The sequence below is a fragment of the Cuneatibacter caecimuris genome (genome assembly GCF_004216775.1).
Taxonomy (GTDB): domain Bacteria; phylum Bacillota; class Clostridia; order Lachnospirales; family Lachnospiraceae; genus Cuneatibacter; species Cuneatibacter caecimuris.
In genome coordinates this window covers 37,130-54,154 of the sequence record NZ_SGXF01000005.1, presented here as the reverse complement: position 1 = coordinate 54,154, position 17,025 = coordinate 37,130, and the positions used below count along the sequence as shown (strand labels likewise).

Annotated in this window: 7 protein-coding genes and 1 tRNA gene; 1 reads left to right on the top strand and 7 read right to left on the bottom strand. The window is 49.0% G+C overall.

Going from position 1 to position 17,025, the window contains the following annotated elements; all coding sequences use genetic code 11:
* Positions 1–11: 11 nt before the first annotated feature.
* Entirely contained in the window at positions 12–467 is a 456-nt protein-coding gene (locus EV209_RS11775; protein WP_243647593.1) for a hypothetical protein, read from the top strand.
* 267 nt (positions 468–734) lie between these two features.
* Here the strand turns inward: EV209_RS11775 and EV209_RS11765 are convergent, their stop codons facing one another.
* The 7 genes from EV209_RS11765 to EV209_RS11735 all read right to left on the bottom strand — a co-directional run bounded on the left by EV209_RS11765 (position 735) and on the right by EV209_RS11735 (position 17,023).
* Positions 735–7,016, bottom strand: coding sequence for a glycosyl hydrolase family 95 catalytic domain-containing protein (locus tag EV209_RS11765; protein WP_130435668.1), 6,282 nt, complete (start codon positions 7,014–7,016; stop codon positions 735–737).
* Between the two features lie 42 nt (positions 7,017–7,058).
* Positions 7,059–12,500 (bottom strand): alpha-L-fucosidase, encoded by a 5,442-nt coding sequence (locus tag EV209_RS11760; protein WP_130435667.1) that lies wholly within the window; start codon positions 12,498–12,500, stop codon positions 7,059–7,061.
* A gap of 404 nt (positions 12,501–12,904) precedes the next feature.
* A tRNA-Pro gene (locus EV209_RS11755) sits at positions 12,905–12,978 on the bottom strand.
* Between the two features lie 126 nt (positions 12,979–13,104).
* The gene (locus EV209_RS11750) at positions 13,105–13,563 is read right to left on the bottom strand and encodes a chemotaxis protein CheW (RefSeq protein ID WP_130435666.1); all 459 of its coding nucleotides are present in this window, start codon (positions 13,561–13,563) and stop codon (positions 13,105–13,107) included.
* Complete coding sequence (locus EV209_RS11745) at positions 13,554–15,551, bottom strand: chemotaxis protein CheA (RefSeq protein ID WP_130435665.1); 1,998 nt, start codon at positions 15,549–15,551, stop codon at positions 13,554–13,556. Before EV209_RS11745 ends, EV209_RS11750 begins: the two co-directional genes overlap by 10 nt.
* A 2-nt stretch (positions 15,552–15,553) precedes the next feature.
* Positions 15,554–16,504, bottom strand: a complete 951-nt coding sequence (locus EV209_RS11740; protein WP_130435664.1) for a GGDEF domain-containing response regulator — start codon at positions 16,502–16,504, stop codon at positions 15,554–15,556.
* Positions 16,505–16,546: 42 nt separating this feature from the next.
* Complete coding sequence (locus EV209_RS11735) at positions 16,547–17,023, bottom strand: chemotaxis protein CheD (RefSeq protein WP_130435663.1); 477 nt, start codon at positions 17,021–17,023, stop codon at positions 16,547–16,549.
* Positions 17,024–17,025 lie beyond the last annotated feature (2 nt).

Genomic DNA, 17,025 nt, shown 5'->3' with positions numbered 1-17,025 from the left:
GTGTTTTATATATTAAAGTATTGAATGCCATTTTGCTTTGCATTAAGTGTACAAGTTTTGTTGAAAAACTTATTGAACAAGGCTGTGACCTTGTAATCAAAGAAGCAAAGAGCGGTTATGCTGCTTCCTACCAACTTGATAAGAAAACTATAATGAATTGGGTGTTTCGGAAGTCGGGTGTTTTTGCACGCATTTATGGAGACAATGCTGGCAAGTATGAGGATATAATTGCCTCTTTACCTGCTGAAATGCAGAAGGAAATGACTACTTCTCGTGACTGCAAGAGACTTATTGACCCTACTGCTTGTAGGGATACCTGTGTTAAAGGTTTTGTTTATACATTGAATGGCGATACACATAAAAAATGCCGTAATGGCGGAATGTTCTTCCTACTGACAAACGAAACAGCAGAGCAAATAGTTAGGCTGGTCTGTGCAGAGGTTACTGTGCGTAAGTCCACTTCATAGCGACAAAATAGTTAAGTTCCATAAATTATTATTTAATTACAAAGTTTACAGGACAGCAGCTATAATAAATTAACTGCTGTCCTGTATTTTTATACACTAAATGAATAAAGCAATTTCAATCGCCCAGTCCGGCGCTCCATTGCAGCCTTCTTCCGTCAGCCTTCTCCGGTCACAGATGACCGACAGATCCGGCTCCACGCACGTTACGTCTCTTCAACCCTGAACTTCCTATAGCAAAAGGCAGAGCATGCAGAATTTAAAATACTGTTACCTATTGTTTTTTCTTCTCTTTCTGCCCGCGATCTGCATGGTTATAGCTGCTCCTGCCGCTGCTGCCAGCGCGATCACCATAACTGCTGCCAGCCATTTGAAGTTTGTGGCATCTCCTGTACCGGGAGTGCTCTCGCTTTCTTGGGGGCTGCTTTCCATGCTGCTCTCTGCAGATGCGGGGACCAGATCTTCAATGGCGTCATTCAATGCTTTTTCTGCATCATCCACTTCCTTCTGGGTCTTTGCATCCATCGCTTTCCATGCAGCGTTCAAAGCCTCTTCTACCTTTGCAAAGCTCTCTGCCGTATAATCTTCTGCCTTCAGCATCTCCGCTTTTCCGATGGCTTGCTCCAGCTTATCTGTCTTCACTTCTGCATCGGATTCGCCAGGTTCTTCTGTCTCCTCTGTACTGCTTTCCGTTTCGGCAGGATCTGTCTCTTCCGTGCTGCTTTCAGTTACAGAAGGATCAGTCTCTGTCCCACCCGTTTCCACTGGGTCTGTCTCTTCATGGGTAGGTTTTGTTGGGTCAGTTTCTACAGGATTCGTCTCCACATGGCTGGGCTCTTCTGTTTCCGCCTCTGTAGGCCGTGTCTCCTCCGTGCCGGATTCACTCTCAGTAGGTTCTGTCTCCTCCGTGCTGGATTCACTCTCAGTAGGTTCTGTCTCCTCCTTCAGCTGCAGCTTTCCTGCTGCGTCTTTGAGACTGTTAGTCAGCTCTTCTACTTCATCGGCGGTCGCCCCGGCTCTGTTATCCAGCATCTCAACAGCCTTTTTATAAAGCTCGATATAAACAGCCAGCATGTCATCTTCTACATATTTGCCTGCTTCGATTTCCGCCATGATCTTGCTGCCTTCTGTTACCAGATTCTCCAGAGGAACCCAGTCCTTCTTGTTAAGCTCCATATCCTCGATGGCTTCTACAAGTGTCTTGAGGGCTTTGTCAATCTCGTCTTTGAATGCGTTCTCATCTTCCAGAACCCTTTCGGCCGCATCCATGGCGCCACTCAGTTTGTCGACTGCATCGGGGTTATAATTCTCCGGAGCAGACAGTCTGTCGCCCGCTTCATTCAAAGCCTCAGCCAGCGCGGTCTTATCTGTCAGCAGTGACAGCACCTGCATCATCTCTCCTGCCGCAGAGTCCACCTGTTCCTGCGCTGCCATCGGATCATCCCTCGTTACCAGCATTTCATTGTACGCGTTCATAAACATGCGCTTATGTTCGTAGGAAATCTTCTCTAACTTACCGCTCTTTATGATTTCCGCCGCTTTTTCTATTGCTGCATTCAATGCGGTCTTATCCGCATCCGTGCTTTCGGAAGGCTTCTTTCCGGATACGATAAAGCCGTCCAGTACAGAATACGGTCCGCCTTCGCTCAGGATACTTTCCCCGCGCAGAGTATATTTTCCAGGCGTCAGTCCGGTCAGTTTGTATACTTCTTTTTGGTTGCCCTTTTCGTCGTTACATTTCGCCGTTCCTGCGGCAACTTCATTGCCCTCCTCATCATATACGGTAATTTGGTAGTCGTACTCGTCGGTTCCTGTCCGGTTCAGAATTGTGACTTCTTCGCCCTCAAACGTGAGCTCAAACCAAGGAGCCTCGCCGGCTGTCCACTTATACGCCGTAACCTTACCGCCCTGGTCCGCCGCGTTGCTCTGGAAGAACCACTGATTCGCAAGACCGTTGGAGGACGGGGCTACTTCCGTACTGTATTTAATTGCCGGATTGTCGCATTCGATCACTTCGGTCTCTGCTTCTGCTTCTTCCGCAGGAACTACAATAGTGAAGGTACGTTCCGCAGTTGTATTATCTGCCAGCTTTGTTATGCGGTAAGTCACCTCTACAGTTGTCTCTGTTTCATGGTCCAAAATCGCGCCGCTCTTATCAATGACCGTTTCATCACTCGTCCCCACGATTTCCAGAAGGTATCCGCTGGGCAGCACGGACGGAATCAATACAGTTGAATTCTCTGTCGGCTGCTGTACATTCAGCATATCCGCCACAGCCTCCACCGTCAGCGCTTCATCTGCTTTTACCGTCACAACCACTGTCTTCGTGGCTGTTGAACCATCCGCCTGGTTTGTTATCGTATAGGTCAGCGTCACGTCTGTATCCTGAAGCGGCGCAGTAATCGTTCCGTCGAGAGAAACCACGTCCTCATTGTCACACCCTGTGATTACCGCATCAAAGCCCAGCGGCACAACAGAGTTCACGATACGGTCCGCCCCCTTCTTCGGCTGGTATACCACAAACGCATCCGCGACGCTCTGGGCAGTTGCCTGGTGCGTATCATAATAACTGTTGTACAGCTCTATTTCAGACAATGTCACGCCCTGCGCTCCGCTCATGGTAAATACCACACGGATTTCCGAAGCTGTTGTATCCGGAAGTTCGACTCCAAGGCTTGCGCCTATGCCGCCTCCCTTTCCAATTTCCTTCCACACTCCGCCTATATTTGCTTCAACTGTAAATGAAGCCACACGGTTCGTAAATCCTGAAGCCTCTTTGATTACAAGGTAATTAAAGGTCTCTTCCTGTCCCAAATGGAAGGTCATGGTAATAGGCGACACATTGTCGTCAGTTGCCCAACGGGTGCTGCTGCTGCCGTCCACCGCCTTGTCCGGTCCGTATGTTGCATTGTTCTTGTATGTATTTGTTGCCGATACCGTTTTATTCAATAACAGATTTTCTCCGGTTACCAGGGTTCCTTTTGCCGGAGCATCAATGTTAAACTGATTGATTACGACTTTATTATCCGTCGCATAATTTCTCGCGCCCGTATGTTTTAAAGTCAGCGTGTGATTGCCCGGCGGAAGCTCTCTTTTCTTATAGATCTCCGCATTATCGCTTCCGCTTTCCAGGCAGTACAGATCCACTGTCTTATCCAGCGCGCCGTCCAGATATACTTCTACCTTTCCGCAGTCCTGATTAATCCTGCCCAGCACGGTGATACCCTCTCCATAGAACGGAATCGTCAGCGTATCGCCGTTTGCTGTACTCGTGGCCTTTGAGCCGGATGCGGACCAGTTTCCTTCTTTCGCTACGGAGCTGTCTGACGCCGCTATTGTCTTTGTCTGATTCCGCGGAGCAAGATGCTCTCTTGCATATGCCATCTGCTCTCTGAGAACCGTCATCCTGCGAAGAGAATCAGTTGTTCCCGCTTCAATTACCGGAAGCGCATTTGCTCTTGCTGTCTGCAGCGTTTTCCAGCTTTCATCCGTGTAATCTCTTGCCAGAAGTCCTTTTGTCCGATCGTATTCCTGCGTCAAAGACGCGATGTCGAACACATCTCCTCCCTCTGACACTGTAAAAATGCGGCTGACATATTCGCTGCTTCCTTCAAACTGCATCAATACTTCAAATGTACCTGCCAAATTCGCCGCAACAGAGAAGTCTGCTTTCAGACCACTGTAATGTGCCACATCCACCAGCCGCTGTGCGATGACTTCGCCGGTCCCTCTGTCAACAACTGAAACTGCAGCCGTTTTCTCTTTGACCGGAAGCTGATATGCGATAAAGGACAAGTCGCCCAGCCCGGAATCATAATACATCCGCACATCCGCTCCGTCCTGTCCCTCAAGAGCCGCTCTGGAAATCGGAAGTTCTCTGTCAGATTTGCCAAATTCCTGGAATCCGGCGGGAATCTGATATACAGTAGCGCTCTTTGCCGGCGCCGGTTTTTCTTTTGCAGACGGCGCTGCCGCCTGATATGCGGACGGATTCTTCCCGCTCATGGTAACTGTGTAAGTCATGCCCGCATCCGTGGCAAAAAAGATGGTATTGTCGTCTTCCACGGTAAATGCCACTGTTTTTCCCTGCGTATCCGTCACAACAGCCTTAGCAATCCCGTTGTAACGCAGTCTCAAATCATTTCCTTTATTGGAAAGAACACGCATGCTTGTCAGCGCATCCTCTTCCCAGGCCGCGTCTACTTCAAAATTGCCGCGTGCGGCCAATCCTTCAAAGCTTCCAGTTTTCCACTCTTTTGGCAATGCCGGAATCGGCTGTACATAACCTGCATGGCTCTGCAGAAGCATTTCGCCCACGCCTGCAGTCAGGCCCAGCGTTCCGTCAATCTGAAAGGGCGGGTGTACATCGAACAGGCTGGAAATCGTGCGTTCCGCCAAAATTCCGCTGTAGCACTCCATAGCATTGGTTCCGTCCAGCAGCCGCGCCCATAAGTTCATCTTATGCGCCCGGGACCAGCCGGTGTTGTCGTTTCCCCGGTCCTCCATAGATACCTTTGCCGCGGCAAATTCATCCGGCGTCTCCGGCGTAACCATAAACAGCGGATAAAGTCCCAGCAGATGGGAATTGTGCCTGTGGTTTTTCCCGGAATCCGCAGAGTTCATTAGATCGCCGATTTCCACGATATCTTCTTCTCTCCACTCTTTGATCTGCCCCCACTCGCCGATGCGGATGGGATCAAGGCGTTCTTTCTGTTTCGCAAGCGTATTAATAAATTCTGTATCGCCCTCTCCCACGATCCGGCTGCTTTCAATTACATTTTCAAAGAGCTGATATGTCAGCGACTGCTCATAAGTGGTTCCCACCGTCACAGGTCCGTGTTCAGAGGAGAAGCTGGGAGCAATAACCAATGTGCCGTCCCGCGGGTCTTCCACCAGCAGCTTGGACAATGCCTCTGCCGCTTCTTTCATGATGGGATAAATGTGTTCCCGCAGCATTTCTTCATCGCCCGTAAACAGATAATAATCGTAAATATTCGCGCTCAGCCATGCCGAAGAAGCAGGATTCAGCGCATAATTGTAAGTGTCATGCGGGCTGGTGTATCCGAAGGGATTGTTGGAACAGTTCACCGTCCATCCGCCATCCTCGATTCCCAGATACTCTCTGGCTGTTACCCTGCCCGGCTCGCGCAGGCTCTCCATATAATCAATCAGCGGAAGCATGGTATCCGCCATATTCGTATTCATGGCCGGCCAATAGTTCATCTCCAGATTGACATTCAGATGATAGTCTGAACTCCACATCGGATTGTTGTTGTCATTCCATACCCCCTGAAGGTTCGCAGGAAGGGAGCCTGCTCTGGAGGATGATATCAGCGCGTATCTTCCAAACTGGAAGGTCAGCGCTTCTAATTCACGATATTTGTTATCGGATAAATCTCCTGCTTTGAAACCCTTCTGATAATCGCGGAGCAGTTCATTGGTTGGTTTCTTATTGTCAAATTGTCCGAATTCCACATGCACGGTTCCGAAGATCTCTTCATAGTCCGCAATGTGTTCTTTCCGCAGCTCTTCATAGCCTTTTCCGGCCGCTGCGTCAATGCGTTCACGAACCGCCGGGAGCGGGTCTTCGCCGGTATAATCAGGCCACTCGTTTTTGTAATCTGTTCCAATGGTCAGAAGGATCACTACGGAGTCCGCATCCTTTACCCGGATATCCTTGTCCTCTGTGGGAATCAACTCTCCGCCGTCATTCAGCACGCGCAGTCCGGAGGCAACCTTCATGTCGTTGCTCTTCACATTCGCCGTCACAATCAGCGTGTCTTTTCCTTCTATCTCCTTCTTTACATTGACTTTTGTCTCTTTTCCCGTCCCGTTGCCGTTGCCGTCAATCCCTTCCTTCGTAAAGGGTTCCAGATTGATTGTGAAGTTCATCTTGCCTTCTTCGCTTGCGGACAGCTTGAACGCCATCACATTGGATGGATAATTGGCAAAATACTCCCTGGTATAGGTAACGCCGTCATATGTATATTCCACACCGCCGGTTGCCTCCTCCAGATTCAGGTATCTCCGGTAATCTTCCGGCGTATTGGAGGGCTGTCCTTCAAACTTCAGATTCAGATTGCCGAACGTCTGATAGGCGCCCCGGTAAATCAGGCCTTTGCCGTACAGAAGGCCGGTTTTCATAATATCGTCTACCGTCTTCTGGTCATATTCAAATGCGGCTTCCCGAAGTTCCGGCACTAGTTTGTTGCCGCCGGTTTTGTTGCCGCCGTCATAATCCGCTCTGGAGTTAGGCCCGCTCTTCCAGATGGTCTTTTCGCTCAGCTGCAGTTTCTCATTCTGCAAATCCCCGTAAAATGCGGCGCCCATATAGCCGTTTCCGATTGTCAGCGGCTGCAGGTCATCCGCACTGGTGGTGGAACTGCTGACCCAGTTCTTCCGCGTTGCCGGCTTATCATACCACATCTCCAGACCTGCAGGAGAAGCGGAGGCTTTCGCCTCCTCCGCTCTGACGGGAGAGTACAATAAGCTTGACAGCACCAATACCACACACAGTGTCATACTGATAAACTTATTCCCTTTTTTACTCATTTTTCCTTTTTTCTCCTTGGATAACTCTTTTTAGGGCACGCCTCAGCGGGTCTGCACCCCTCTGTTTACGCGCTTTCTCTTCATCACAGTCATACCGGCAACTGCGGCTGCCATCAGCGCAAACCACAGGATGATATTTGTGCTGTCCCCGGTATCCACTGAAGGGGTTTTTTCTGCATCGCTGTAAACAAGAACATATGTTGAGAATTTATCTGTTTTAAATGTTACTGCACTTCCGTCAAAATCACACTTCAGCAGTTCCGCCCTGCCATCGTGCAGGCGCATCATGCTGTATGTTCTTTCAACCGAGCCGTCCTGGTTCAGCAGGCTTTCCGGCACTTTCAGGGAAACGGTAATTTCACCCTTTGTTTCGGCAATCTCTGTTGCATTACCTCCAACTTCCTTAAACAGGCGGAAATCAAAGTATGTTCCGACAGTGCGGTCCCCTATGGCAGCAAGTATCAGATTTCTATCTGTTTCTGACAGATCGCCCTCTGACAGATCAGAGACAACCAGTCTGATTGATATGTCTTTACCGGCTTCCAGTTCATCCTTATCTTCCTCAGACAGTACCATGTCCGCCAAATCATCCATGGAGGTTACAATATCCGCGCCGGCGGCATTTTTGTCCGCATTTGTATCATCTGTCACCTTGCCGGCCTCCGGGACTGTCGGTTCTTCAACTGCTTTAAAGACAGCTGTAATTTCAGCGTCCGCTGTTACCGCATCAAAAGTATACCTGGAAACAGCTCCTTTTGACTGGCCGTTTACGGTCACATCCGCTATTTCATAGCCCTCTGACGGAACAATTTCAAATGTCTGGCTGTCGCCTTCTTTTACAACTACTTTACCGCTGGGATTTATGCTTCCGCCTTCCCCTGCGGCGGCTGTAATCGTAAATTTCTGAATTGGAGCCATGCGCTCCATATAAGTACGAATTGCTTCGGCCGCCGCGTCTACTTCCTCCTGGGATGCCGCTTCATTTCTATACACAGCCTTGCCTGCGTCCACAAGAACCTGCAGTTTTTCCAGGTCATCCGCTCTGTAGATGTCCGTCTGCTTCAGCCGTTCCTCTGCATTTTGAATCTGGCTGTTCAATCCGGTCTTATCGATCACAACAGGTTTTTCTATCCTTTTAAAGATCGCTTTGATGGTACCGTCAGCCTTCACGTTTTCAAATGTGTATTCCGCAACGGCTCCTTTTGAGGTTCCATCCACCACAATGTCTGCAATCTCAAACCCTTCCTCCGGAACAATGGTAAAGGTCTGGTTCCCGCCTTCCTCTACTGTCACCTCCCCTTTCGGGCTGATGCTTCCGCCTTCCCCTGCGGTTGCGGTGATCGTAAATCTCTGGATGCGGGTCATGCTGTCCAGATAAGAAGAAATTGCTTCTGCCGCCGCGTCTATCTCATCCTGCGTTACGCCTTCCTTATCATACAGCTCTTTGCCTGCGTCTACATATGCCTGCAATTTGGCCAATTCATCGGGCCTGTAGCTGTCCGTCTGTTTCAGCCGTTCTTCTGCGTTCACAATCTGGGTATTCAATCCGGTCCAATCTAACTCTACAGGCTTTTCTATGTTTTTAAATGTTGCCTGAATGGTACCGTCGGCCCTCACGTTTTCAAATGTATATTCTGTAATGGCTCCTTTTGAGATTCCGTCCACCGAAACGTCCGCAATCTCAAACCCTTCCTCCGGAACAATGGTAAAGGTCTGGTTCTCACCTTCTGTCACTGTGACTTGGCCTTCCGGATTAATGCTTCCTCCTTCCCCGGCGGTTGCTGTAATTGTAAATTCCTGCAACTGGGGCTCGTTTTCCAGACGTACAATGTCAAATTTATCTGTCTGAGGCGACTGGGTGGAAGGGCCTGTGAATACCAATGTACCTTCTCCGGCTTCTAATACCTCCAGCTCAAATTCTGCGGTGTGCGTTGCCCTTGCGGCGTCGTCCGCTCCTGCTGCCTGTTCCCCGGAGGCTATCTTTCCATTGGCTTCCGCCCACACCAGTTTATTATTCGGATCGCCGCTTCGATAGGTTACGGTTACTTTATATGTCCCAGCTTCCGCCGCATTATAATAGAGGGTTATCTTATCGTTCGCATTCAGCGAATTGATAAATTTCCCATTGCTCGCCCAATCTCCCTCTGAAACCTTCAGCGGCCACTGTTCATTATCTCCGGTATTGGTCAGTATGAAATATTCCGCCTCCAGAGTTGCCGCCTCTCCTCCGATTTCTGTCGGGAACTGGAAACGGTTTTCCTCTGTATAATTCACAAAAGTAAACACTGCCTCGATGGTTGCGTCCCCACTGAGATCAGCCATCTCATAACTGGCCACAGCTCCTACGGACGCCCCATTCACCAGGACATCTGAAATCATGTATCCGGAATCAGGAGTGATTGTATAAGTTATGCTTTCCCCTTCCGCGGCCTCTGTTTCCCCGTCCGGATTAATTGAACCTCCTTTACCGGCGGTTGCTGTAACTGTATATCTCTCAAGGTCTATGCTCTTCGGCTCAATAACAAATTTATCAAGTCTCGGGGAGTCGCCGTTCGGGCCGGTAAAAATCAGCGTACCGGCCCCTGCTTCCAGCACTTCAAATTCAAATTCCACCGTATGTACCTCAGCCGCATTGTTCGCGCCTGCAGATACTTCATTGCCTTTAATCTTATTATCCTTTTCGCTCCAGGATAATTTGTTATTGGTGCTGCCGCTCTGGTAAGTTAAAGTAGCCTTGTAAATGCCGGTCTTCTCTGCAAAGTAAGGATACTCGACCACATCGTTGACATTCAGGGAATTGATATACTTTCCGTTGCTGGCCCAATCTCCTTCCCTGATACCGACCTTATACCTGTCATTGGGATTGCTCTCTGTTATTGTCTCCGCAAACTCCGCTTCCAGAATGGAACTGCTGCCTGCTTTCCAGGGGAAGCAGAACGGATCCTCCGCCGTGTATTTCTCCCTCTTTACAAGCGCTTCTTTCGCAGTTTCCAGGGCACTGTATGCTGCCTGCAGCTGCCCTCTTTCCGCTTCTCCCGCAGCAAGAATTTCCTTCGCAGCGTTTATCTTTTCCTGAAGAACATCCCAGCCATTGGTATAATGCTCCGGAATCAGCGCGGCGCATTCATCTACAAGGGCCTGCAGTTTTTCCTCGTTAATCCCCTCCGCGTCTCTGATTGTGACAGAAGCTGTTTTAGCAAATCCAATGATCAGTCCTTCTGACGGCGTCGTCAGTTGGATACTGAATTCCCGGTCTCCTGTTGTATTGTAATTTCTTCTTGTTGTAACCGGAACCGTCCCTTTATTTTCTCCGTCTCCGATTGTAATTACTTTAGGCGCAGTATCAAAATCATCCTGAATGGCGCTTCCGGGGTTTGGCTCCAGGATTGCCGTCACCTCTCCGTTTGTACCGCCGACCCGGTTCACAACTACATTGATTGTCTCATCTTCATTCATGGTATAAGAACTCTGCTCCAGCTCGATCATACCTTTGCCGCCATTGTTGATCACATAAGCAGCCTCCAGCGCGATGGTCCCGCCGGTTTTTCTCAATTCCAGGGTATGCTCGCCGTCTTCCAGGTCCTCAGATACATAAAGCACCTGTCCGAAAGCATCCTTTCCTGTCACCCGGTTAAAGCTTCCTGCCTTATTGCCATCGATATAGATATCTGCCATTCCGGCACTGCTCTGCTTTGTGGAGCCCATCAGGTAGACCTTGGTTCCTTTGAATGTAAGCTGCACCGGATTATTATTGGAAGACCAGATGTTTGTCCCGTTCAGGAATTTCACATCATTTTCCAGCGTCCATCCATTAATTTTAAAGTGGCTTGAATCTGCAACATCCAAGATCTCCATTCCTTCCGGCGCATTGACGCCGCCGATCTGGAATTTTTCACTGGCTTTAAATATGCCCACTTCACTGAGCATAGGGGCCGCTTGACTTGTTTCTACGGTAACCTTGACCTGGTCGGCCTTCACCGCGCTTCTTCTGTGAAGCCTTTTCGCTCCGATGGTGGTGCCTTCGCTGAATGTTTTCCATTCACCGTTTCCGGTACGGTACTCAACTTTGTGCGCTTTGATTCTCTGTCCAAGCTGAATCGCTTCTTCCAGAGAAATGACGTCAAATGTTTTCTCCGCGCCCAGGTCGATGATCAGACTGGCTTTCGTTGTTCCGTCTTCCGCCGCCCAGTAGGTATCGTCCCGGCCGTCAATGACATTGCCCGCTTTAAATGCCACATCATTGCCCCGCACTTCAGATGCGCTGCACGCAGCCCCTTCTGCCAGGTTCACCTGAAAGGTATCGTTTATCTCCTTGCCAAATTCTGCAAGGCGGTCTAAAATCTCTTTGTCAACCGTTCCTTCATTGTTGGGAGGAACGTTCAAAAGCAGCGTAGCATTACGCCCTACTGTATTAAAATATATATTTCCAAAGTCAGAAAGGCTCTTTGGCGTCTTCTTCTTTGTCCCCCAGAACCAGCCGGAGGTAATGCTGGTATCCGCTTCTATCACGGCCCAGTTGGTGCCGTCTTCATAACCCTTTTTCACTCCCCCCACATTGTTGGTGTCCAGACTATTATTTATAATTTTCCCCTTGGACCATGCGGTTTCGCTGGCACGGCCGTCTTCATTTCCAACCCATGCCACTGTCGTATGGGCTCCTGCGCCGTACAGCAGGCAGTCCTCTTCATATCCGCCCTTTTTTCCCTCATAGGACTGAATTGTATCGAACCACTTTTCAAAGTCATAAACCTGCGCATTGGCGCCGCTTCCCTTTGCGCCGTCCATCCAGATTTCATTGAAATGACCTGCATTACCGTATTTATCATTGCCGAGGATCTCAATCAGCTGATTATTGTAATGCTCATTATAATCCAGAACGTCATTTTCAGGCGTCGTCGGGTTTCCGTTTGCATCATGGTAGCCGTAGCTCGGCTCATGAATATCCCAGGGAGACAGGTACAGCCCCATTTCCATGTTCTGTTCCGTACATGCTTTGGACAGCTCGGCTAAAATATCGCCGTTACCGTCTTTATAGCTTGTATTCGCAATGTCATAATCCGTATAAGCGCTGTTCCAGATACAGAATCCGTCGTGATGCTTGGCTGTTACAATCACCTTCTTAAATCCTGCATCCTTCAATGATTTTACTAACGTATCCGCATCAAAATCTTTTTCAAGTGTAAAAATCTCGTCCGGGGTTTTATCTCCATAATTTTCTCCCCATTCCACCTCGTTAAAGGTGTTTGGGCCGAAATGGCAGAACGCAGCCATTTCTTCCTTTTGATACTGATACTGATTTGCATTGGGGACCGCTCCCCACGCCTCCGGTTCCGGCGTACTGTTGTTTTGTAATTCCCCGTCTGCAATAAATCCGTTCTCCGTTACGGATTCCCCTGCAGCCGCACTGCTATACGGCACATTAAAGCAGAGACCAAACGCCAGTACACCACACAGGATTTTGCTTCCCAATCCTCTTTTTCGCATACTCTTTTCTCCTTCCTCCTATAACATAATAACCTCATTGCAGCTTTTAGCCTGAAGATCATTATATTTAGAACCATACTACTGTACATTCTATTATTATACATTCTTATAATTTTCCAAGTGGAAAGAATTGTTCCCCCTCCTTTCGGATAATTACTTTATATATGGACTTTTTATTGGTTTGGAACACAAAAAAGCGGTCAACAAAGCAAATATCCGCTTTAATTGTCATGTAATACACTATAAAATATATAATTTTCTATTTTAAATGGAAATCTATATAATTATTTGAAATGTATCCTTCCTTTGGAAGGGTGAATCCCCGGATGGTTTTGTTAGATAGGGAACGCAGTTTTCTATACAACAAAAAAGCTGACTGCTTAATGCAATCAGCTTTCTTCTCATCGGGGCGACAGGATTCGAACCTGCGACCTCTCGGTCCCTAACCGAACGCTCTACCAAACTGAGCCACGCTCCGATACTTCATTTCATACGCTTTATCAGCGACGGAAATTATATTACCATAAGTTAAGGATTTTTGCAAGCACTTTTTTCAATTTTATTTCTTTTTTAGCAAATGTAAAGCGCCCTGACAGTGTTCTGCTTAATACGTTTTGCGCAGGAATTCCACCCGGAAAAAATCAGCCAGCTGCTGAATCGTCTTTTCCGGGTCCGCCTGCAGATATAATTCCCCGCCCGCCTGGAGCATGGCCCTGCCGGCCCATATACCGCCGGTGAGCTCGCCTTCCGGCTGCCGGATTACCGTAAAATTCTCAGCCGGAAGGATAAACGTTTTCCCCTGATAAAGCATGCCGAGATAATACTCCTTATAGTGGAAAATCAGGGTCATCTCATCTCCTGCTCCGCCATCCCCTTCTTCCAGATAAACCACTGGCACAATTTCTCCTTTATAATTGCAGACTCCTGCGAACAGACTGGGAAGGCAGGGGATTTCTGACATCTCCAGTCCTTTACATATTTCCTGGACACAAGAAAAGTCAAACGCATAATTCCTGTTCTTCCCTTTTATACAGAGCAGTTCCTGATTATTTTCTACTTCCATATGCTCTCCCTTTCATACAGCCCAAAAAGGACGCCCAAATCCAACGCAGTGCAGATTTTTCCGCTGCCCATAATGCTCAGTCCGCTGATGCCCGTGCGTCTTCTGAAGTCCACACCAAACAATTCAGGCAGCTGTTTCACCACAATTCTTTTCTGTTCATACATGGCATCCGCCAGAATACATCCTTCTTTTTCTGTTTCCCTCACGTAAATCAGCATACCTGCTTCTGGTCCTTCGCCTGGCAGGTTATAAAACCTTCTCAAGTCTATCAGCGGAACCATCCTGTCCTCATAGAGAATGTACATGCCGCCATTGATTTCCTGGATATTGCACAGATTGTTTCTATAATCCAGGAATCGGAAAACATATCTGGCCGGTACAGAAAAACGGTATTTCCCAACGCCGAATCTGGTGCATTCCATTGTTGCCAGAGTCAGCGGAACCACCAGCGTAAAAGTAGTTCCACGTCCAGGTTCACTTTCAATGTACAAATTTCCCCCGGCCCTTTCCAGAACACTTTTCACCACATCCAGGCCCACCCCCCGGCCGGAATACTCTGTCACCTCTTCTTTTGTAGTGAAACCCGGCTGTAAAACCATCTCCAGAAGTTCCTGGCGGGTATACTCTGATTCCGGTTTCACAAGGCATCCCATCTCCCGGGCTTTTTTAAGAATCTTATCCGCATCCAGCCCGCGCCCGTCGTCAGAAATCGAAATGAGAACCTCTCCCACCGCGCTTTCCACTGAAAAAACAATATGCCCTTTCTTGTCTTTCCCCGCTGCAGCCCGTTCCTCGGGCATTTCAATTCCGTGATCCACAGCATTGCGGATCAGGTGCAGCAGCGCTTCTGAAACATATTCCACAACACTTTTATCCGCTTCTATATCCCCGCAGTTCGCTTCAAATTCAATCTCTTTTCCTTCATTCCTGCTGATATCCCGTATCGCGCGCCTTAGCTTGGGAACGATCTTTTCCATGGACACCATGCGCATCTCCATGACTGTTCGTTCCATTTCTCCTATCAGCCGGTTCATCTGATGGGCAGGCCCCTCTTTTACATCAACGGCCCGGCATTTGTCCAGCTGGTTTTCCAGAGACTGCATCTGAATCATCATTTCCCTTGCCAGATTCTGCAGCCGGTCCAGCCGGTCGCTCCTGACACTGAGAAATTCCGATTCCCTGCTATCCCCTGAACCCGAGGGACTGCGCTTTTCCGACGGTTTTTCACTCATAAGGGGCCGGTCCCGCAGCACCTGGCAGGACTGCACAAACAATCCGCCCTGCAGTACCGCCAGCACTTCATCCTTCCTGCCGCTTTCAAAACGAAGCAGCAGTCCCTGGGAGCCGATTACGGCCGAACTCTCCTGGGATCGTTCCAAATCCCGGGGGATCGTATCTACTGCGCCGCAAAGGCCGCTGATCTGCCGAACGAGCATAAACGCCCGGATGTTTTCCATCCGGCAGCCTTCCTCAAACCGTATCTGAACAACAACTCCCGGCAGCTCATCCCATTCCTGCGGCATCCGGGGCTTCTCCGCCGCCGCAGGCCCTGCCTCCTGCTCCGCTTTGTCCCCGCTGCTGATCCGTTCCAGAAGGCGGCGGGCTGCTCCCTCTAACTTCTCGGGATCTCCCGGCGCATAATCTCTTTGATCCATTTGTTCTGTTTCAGATTCAATAAAATCAGAAACTGAAAACAAAAGATCAAACAGTTCCGGGTCCGCCTGATCCAGTTTCCCTGATTTTTCCCTGTAATGAGAAAATAAATCCTCCACCGAATGGGCAAGAGAAGCCAGCCCCTTCAGCCCCATCATGGCCGACGAGCTTTTTATCGTATGCATCACCCGGAAAACGCTGTGTATATCGGTTTCCGAAAAAGCGTTGTTCTTTTCCGCTTCCAGCACAACGGCATTCAGCTGTTCTGTCAGCTGCCTGGCTTCAAGAAGATATACTTCCAGCATTTCCTCCGCGTCCGCGTCAAAATACCCCATAATCATTCCGCCTGTTCTGTCAGTTCATACCAAACACTTTGGTTCTTTCCGTGCCGTTTACCATAGTACAGCGCTTTGTCCGCTTTATCCACGCTTTCCTCAATTCCTTCGTGGTTCCCATAAACGTGCAGCCCCATGGTTATGGTACAGGAAAATTCCTGCTCCCCGCTGAATACTTTGAATTCTTCCACTTCGCGGCGAATCCTCTCGCTGATTCCGAACGCCTCTTCCCGCGTCACATTAAATAATGCGATCAGGAATTCTTCCCCTCCCCACCGTATTACCTTATGCTTACGGCAATTTGCTTCCATAATATTAGCGATGCAGACCAAAGCCAGATCTCCGGCCTCATGCCCATAGGTGTCATTTATATTTTTAAAATCATCAATATCCGCAAGGATCAAGACATTCTCTGTCTCCTCCAGGTTTGACCGCCCAATATCATCCATCAGGTCGCCCACCACATATCTTCTGTTATAGAGGCCGGTGAGCCCGTCCCGGAACGCTAAATAATTCAGCTTTTCCATATTTGAGCGCAGTTCCCGATTCTGCCTGTCCAGTTCGTCCCTCTGCTCTTTCATCTGAAGGTGGGCCTGCGCCCTGGACTGCAGTTCTCCCTTGGCAAACGGCTTCTTAATGTAGTCGCAGGCCCCCATGGAAAACCCTCTGATCACATCCTCGTCCTTATCTTTGGATGTGAGGAAAATAATGGAGGCATTATTCTTATCTGCTTCCTTCAGCCGGCGGAAAAGTTGATAGCCATCTGTATCGGGCAGCACCACATCCAGCAGAATCAGATCAGGCTGGTACTGTTCCGCCAGTTCCAGCGCCTCTCTGCCCGAATGAGCCTCGCACAGGAATACCGGCATATCCGCCAGGGCCGCTCTGATCTGTTTACATATAAGCAGGCTGTCGTCAACCGCCAGAATAATTTTTTTATTTTCTGTTTCCATGAATCTTCCTCCATGTATCTCCCTTAATCGTTTTGCTCATCTCTATAGCCTTAAAGGCGCATGACGCACTGTGTTCACTTCCAGGACTCCGTTTTCCGCAAAGAAGGTAATTGTTCTTCCATAATCCTTCCCTGTGTCCTCTCCAACCAGCCTGATCCCCTCTTCTTCCAGGACGCGCTTCACTCTCTCCACATTGTTTTTCCCGATATCCCATCCCATTTCTGCAAACCGGAACATCCTGGCTCCACCGGCTATTTTCGCCGTCATATACCTCTTCTCTCCTCCGAGCCTGTACATTTCCTGAATCAGCCTGCGCGTACCCTCTCCAGCGAACTTATATTCGTTTTCCCGGTTTCGGGAACAATTCTGGTCAGGCAGAATTACATGGGCCATCCCTGCAATTTTAAGCCTGCTTTCATACAGGCATACTCCCACGCAGGAACCAAGTGCATATGAAACCAGCGCCTGACCGCGGGCAGCAGTTTTCCCTTCGGCAATCCCCACCACAATCATTTCCATGG

Excerpts from the sequence above, each read along its gene's own strand:
- EV209_RS11765 (WP_130435668.1), bottom strand. The coding sequence starts at position 7,016 with ATGAGTAAAAAAGGGAATAAGTTTATCAGTATGACACTGTGTGTGGTA.
- EV209_RS11760 (WP_130435667.1), bottom strand. The coding sequence starts at position 12,500 with ATGCGAAAAAGAGGATTGGGAAGCAAAATCCTGTGTGGTGTACTGGCG.
- EV209_RS11750 (WP_130435666.1), bottom strand. The coding sequence starts at position 13,563 with ATGGAAGTAGAAAATAATCAGGAACTGCTCTGTATAAAAGGGAAGAAC.
- EV209_RS11745 (WP_130435665.1), bottom strand. The coding sequence starts at position 15,551 with ATGGGGTATTTTGACGCGGACGCGGAGGAAATGCTGGAAGTATATCTT.
- EV209_RS11740 (WP_130435664.1), bottom strand. The coding sequence starts at position 16,504 with ATGGAAACAGAAAATAAAAAAATTATTCTGGCGGTTGACGACAGCCTG.
- EV209_RS11735 (WP_130435663.1), bottom strand. The coding sequence starts at position 17,023 with ATGGAAATGATTGTGGTGGGGATTGCCGAAGGGAAAACTGCTGCCCGC.